Annotated in this window: 3 protein-coding genes; 1 reads left to right on the forward strand and 2 read right to left on the reverse strand. The window is 33.0% G+C overall.

Annotated features, from left to right (window positions below; genetic code table 11):
* Both ACIPNH_RS00740 and ACIPNH_RS00745 read right to left on the reverse strand, forming a co-directional pair.
* The coding region (locus ACIPNH_RS00740) for a hypothetical protein (RefSeq protein WP_400770968.1) at positions 1-339 on the reverse strand (339 nt) is incomplete at its 3' end.
* Positions 340-863: 524 nt separating this feature from the next.
* A complete protein-coding gene (locus ACIPNH_RS00745) occupies positions 864-1,925 on the reverse strand; it encodes an ankyrin repeat domain-containing protein (protein ID WP_151808102.1) in 1,062 nt (353 codons plus the stop codon).
* 1,015 nt (positions 1,926-2,940) lie between these two features.
* Between ACIPNH_RS00745 and ACIPNH_RS00750 the strand changes: the two genes are divergently transcribed.
* The coding region (locus tag ACIPNH_RS00750; RefSeq protein WP_400770972.1) for an ankyrin repeat domain-containing protein at positions 2,941-4,487 on the forward strand (1,547 nt) is incomplete at its 3' end.

Consider the following 4,487-nt stretch of genomic DNA (forward strand, 5'->3'; position numbering starts at 1 on the left):
ATCAGATATAGCATGTCTAGAATCATAATTGGATTTACTACTATTGGCATTGTTATGCAGCTCCTGTAACAATTTACTATTGTACTGGTAGTTTAACGACTGTATCTTTCTGCCATAGTTTTCACTCAATAACTGTGTCTCTCTGTTATAGTTTTCATCCAATAGCTGCATTTTGTGGTGAATAGATTCACTAGATTCATTAATTTCGCTTAACCTTCTTGAATTATATTCTTGTAATTCATTTGCTATTCTTGTAGTTGTGTTATTGCTGTATATACTTGGATTTTCCTCTATCCCCTGCAATATTATTTCAAATTCATTCTTCATAAAGTCTATCATACCTATACCTCAAAATTAAAAACACATGCCTAAATTGTACACGTATTTAATAAAAAAGCAAGTTTTTGCTTGTCAGTTCTAATTTCTTATATTCTTTTCTTCTGTCTTTTTCTTAATTATATGTATGTCTTTATGTAGATATTAAAACAATATTTCTACTATTCCACAAACCAATAAATGCAACAGAGAAGAAGTTGCTTTGGAATCGGAAGGTCCGCTGCGGAGGCTTAAGACCTGCTGCAAAAGGAAAGCCCAGTTTTTGTGGTAATTATGATCTTTAAAAAAACCACGTTTAAAAATACTTCATACAAGCGAGGAACACCTCTTCTTGTTTTCGCAGCAGGTCTCCATGTATCCTTCTTTAATTAAGAGACTGACTAGCTCCTTGAGTTTGTTCAGTGCTTGGGCACTCAAGGTTACTATTTATATCTTTATTTTTAACCATCTCTGCAAATGTCTTGACTTTCAGTGTAGGAACATGTCTTGTTGTAACATCTTCGAAGTCTACAAAGTAAATTAGTGTATTATTTCGTACTCCTGTTCTTTATACCAGTAAATGTCATTGCTTGAAAATTACTTCCATAATGCGTCGATAAAGCATCAATCAATGGTTTATGATTATGTAGAAATATTCTTTTTTCTATTTCTGGCATTATCTGAGCTTTAAGTTGTATATTCTCTGGACTGACATATAAGCCAGTAGCTTCCAGTTTTGCTATGTGATTTACTATTAACTCAGCATTGTCTATTTTATTCGAGATAATAACGCAATTTAAAGGAGTATTGCCATCACCATCTATCACATCAATATTCGCTCCTTTTTCAAGTAAAGACTCTATCACACCTTTTTGGCTATGTTCAGCAGCCCAACTTAAAGGAGTATTGCCATTATCATCTATCGCATCAATATGCGCCCCCTCTCCGATTAAAAGCTCTACCACTTCTCTTTTGCCACTTAAAGTAGCAGCATGTAAAGGAGTATTTTTACTCTCATTCACCGCATTAATATTCGCCCCTTTTTCGATTAAGAACTCTACTACTTCTCTTTTGCCACTTAAAGCAGCAGCATGTAAAGGAGTATTTTTAACCTTATTCACCGCATCAACATTCGCCCTTTTTTCGATTAAAAGCTCTACCATCTCTCTTTTGCCACTTAAAGCAGCAGAAAATAAAGGAGTATTGCCATTATCATCCACCGCATCAACATTCGCCCCTTCTTTGATTAAAAGCTCTACCACCTCTCTTTTGTCACTGAAAGCAGCAGCATAATGTAAAAGAGTAGGTCCATCTTCACTTACCATATTAATATTTGCCCCTTTTTCGATTAAAAGCTCTACCATCTCTCTGCCACTTAAAACAGCATAATGTAAAGGAGTGAGTCTAAGTTGCTGAATATTCGCTGCCTCTACTACCCCTCTTTCCCTTGTATTACTTAAAGCAGAAAGACGTGAAAAAGCTTTTTCACCCTCATCTACCGCATTAACCTCTGCTCCAGCTACTATTAACTCCTCAATTTGCCCTATATTACCCTGTACAACAGCATTAAAAAGTTGTTCATTTAACTCTCTTTGTTGTATTTCGTTCATAAATTACCTCTAATTTGTTAGTATGCTAGATGATAATGCAGTATAAATATTTGATATTTATTAATATTACTACACTTACATTATATATAAAATTTTTAATTCAATTCATCATCACCTGCAACATCAGCAAGCCAAACGCCTCCCTTTTTTCGTTGAGCGTCATAAAGCTTTTTCTATATACTTCCACAATCTTTGCCTCTTTTCCATGAGAGTTTCTATTGCATCTTTGTCATAAGATGAGCACAAACCTTTTTTGCTATAAATTTACCTTAGTTTTCCTTTTTATCCTCAAATGAATTGGTATTAATTTAGTAAAATATATTACTAATAACCTAACCGATACAACCACTTTCAGCAACTTAAAATAACAAGCGTGAGAACAAGTTTTTTTGGGATCAGTTGGTCTACCACACGATACATACGAACTTTTTTATATTACAATCCTACTATACGCTAAAACCAGCTATATTGGCTTACTTTTGCTAAACTTACATATGAACCAATTTGACTAACTTTGTTGCAATAATTTAAATCTTCTATTTTTATAACCTTATTTTTACGCGTCTTGTTCTCACAAATATACGACCTTTTTTGCAATCTTAGGAAGAGTCAATAATTCAATTCTTTAGCTAGCATGGTATCTTCACTAAAATATTTTTTAAAAAGTTAGTTGACTTATAAATAATTCTCTACTAATACTGGCATGTGTTTGTTTATTCTGCTGAAGTGGCTCCGCAGGTTACTGTATAAGCTTCAGCAGTTTTTGCACTCCTTTAAAGCATCATATTCCTATATATTAAATATCGCTAGTGCTTCTCAAATTTGTTGATCTATAGTAAAACTGGCTAAAACTTGGAGTCATAAGCAACTTTTAACCTCTCTATATACTCCATTATTACTCACCATAAAAACTTAACAAAAGCTTAACGACGTGAGTAGTAAAAAGATTATAGTTATTGACTTAACGTTACATATCGCATACAATATATCATATATCTTAGCTTAAAGGGTAAGTATGGGTGAGTCTACTGGGATGGTAAAATCTATCATCAATCTACTAAAACCAAAATCCAAACCAGAACTATATGATGTTGAATATGAATCCATTATAGAACATCTATCATCTAAAGAACATTTATTAAATGAGCTGATGAATGATATGTGGTACTCAGGAGATTTACCATCAGTTAGAAATCATAATGAACTACCTTCTTTAGTTGATAGCAAACTTGGACTAAGCGAGCAAATTTGTGTTTGGTTTGCTCTAGATCACGATCTTACGCCAAGTCAAAAAAATTTAAACAAAAAGTTACTTAGTGCTCTAAAATGTTTAGCTTCTAACTGTGGTTCATTTGATAATACTGAGCCCCTTGAAGAATTTTTACATGATAATAAAAACAATAAAGATTTAAAAGTAATTCTTAATCTCAGAAGAGGAGAATCTCAATCAACAGTATTGCATGCAATTGCAGGAGCAAATATTGGTGGATTTCGTCGTACAGGAAATCAGGCTATAGATTTACTTTTAGGTGCAGGTGCAGATCCTAATATACAAGATAACAAAGGAAAAACACCATTATACATTGCTGCTGCCATAGGTCATTACGATAATGCAAACTCTCTTCTCTTAAAAGGAGCTAACCCTAATATAACAAGTAGAAAGGGCAAAACTCCACAACAAATAGCAACTAATAAACTCTGCTATAATATAGAAGAATTATTCTTAACTGATAAACAGAAAAAGATGAATAAGGAATTGTATGACTTACTTGTGTGTGATTCAGACTGCACTAAAAATTTAAAGGAGTTTTTAAGTAAGCATAAAAGAGACTCAGACCTAAAAGTGGTGCTAAATATTCGGCAAGGAATGGGTGAATCAAAAGTGTTTTCGTATGTTGATCGTTTTGCTTGGGATAATGAAGATCTTGCTCAAGAGTTAAGAAAAATATTTCTAAAAGCAGGAGCATTAGATTATGATAAAAATATTATTTATCGTCAGCAAAAGAAAGGACAGGTCAGTAAATTACTCCTTAATTTAACCTCAAATCAAAAGGAAAAGTTAAATGAGTTTTCTGATAAGGTGTTTCAGGCTCAAAACATGGCTGAACTTGAAGAGATTGTAAACGATGCTATAAAGTCTGGTGTACGATTAAACTATTCTCTTTCACAAGATTTCTTTTCAGGTAATGAGTACACTTTTACCGATTATGTGATGAAAAAAATCAGTGAGTTGGAAAAAAATCCTAAAGTTGCTAGTAATATAATATGTCAATTAGTATCAAAAGGGGCAGTGTTTGGTAATACAGTTGATGCTAACACACTGACATCAGAATTTAAAGAGCATAAAACTAACCTAAAAAAAGCTTATAGAGATTATATTAGCAATTCTCATAAGTTTATTGAAATCGCAAAAAGTGCAACCAATAGCGAGCTAAAAGATGCAAGAGTAGACAACTCCGTTTTTTACTTAGAATATTCTAAAGATAGTAAAATAGACATTATAAAGATAACAGATGGGGCAAGGGATTTAGGTCTAACAGATGGGGATGTAAAGTGTGGAAG

The organism is Wolbachia endosymbiont of Drosophila barbarae, from assembly GCF_044752445.1.
Lineage (GTDB): Bacteria > Pseudomonadota > Alphaproteobacteria > Rickettsiales > Anaplasmataceae > Wolbachia > Wolbachia pipientis.